Source organism: Shewanella sp. SG44-2 (genome assembly GCF_014164215.1).
Classification (GTDB): Bacteria; Pseudomonadota; Gammaproteobacteria; order Enterobacterales; family Shewanellaceae; genus Shewanella; species Shewanella frigidimarina.
On record NZ_JACJEU010000111.1, the window covers coordinates 1 to 246 of the forward strand.

The following is a 246-nucleotide window of genomic DNA, read 5'->3' on the forward strand; positions in this document are numbered from 1 at the left end:
CCAACGCCCATCGTAATGGTTGGGATATGGTGAAGGCCTGAACATTTAGAAGAAGGAGGAGTCTTGTCAAACTTGTCGATACCCACTACGTCGCCAGACGATTACTATCGGCAGCGTATTGATATGCAACCGGCCTTCAACCGCGATCTATTTCAACAACTGCTCGAACCTGAAAATCTACACCGAGCTTGGCGTCAAGTTAAAGCCAATAAAGGCGCGGCGGGCATCGATGGCATGACCATCGAA

1 pseudogene is annotated in these 246 nt (G+C 49.6%); it reads left to right on the forward strand.

Annotated features, from left to right (window positions below):
- Positions 1–63: 63 nt before the first annotated feature.
- A pseudogene (locus tag H5181_RS20490) lies at positions 64–246 on the forward strand (group II intron reverse transcriptase/maturase); the annotation flags it as partial.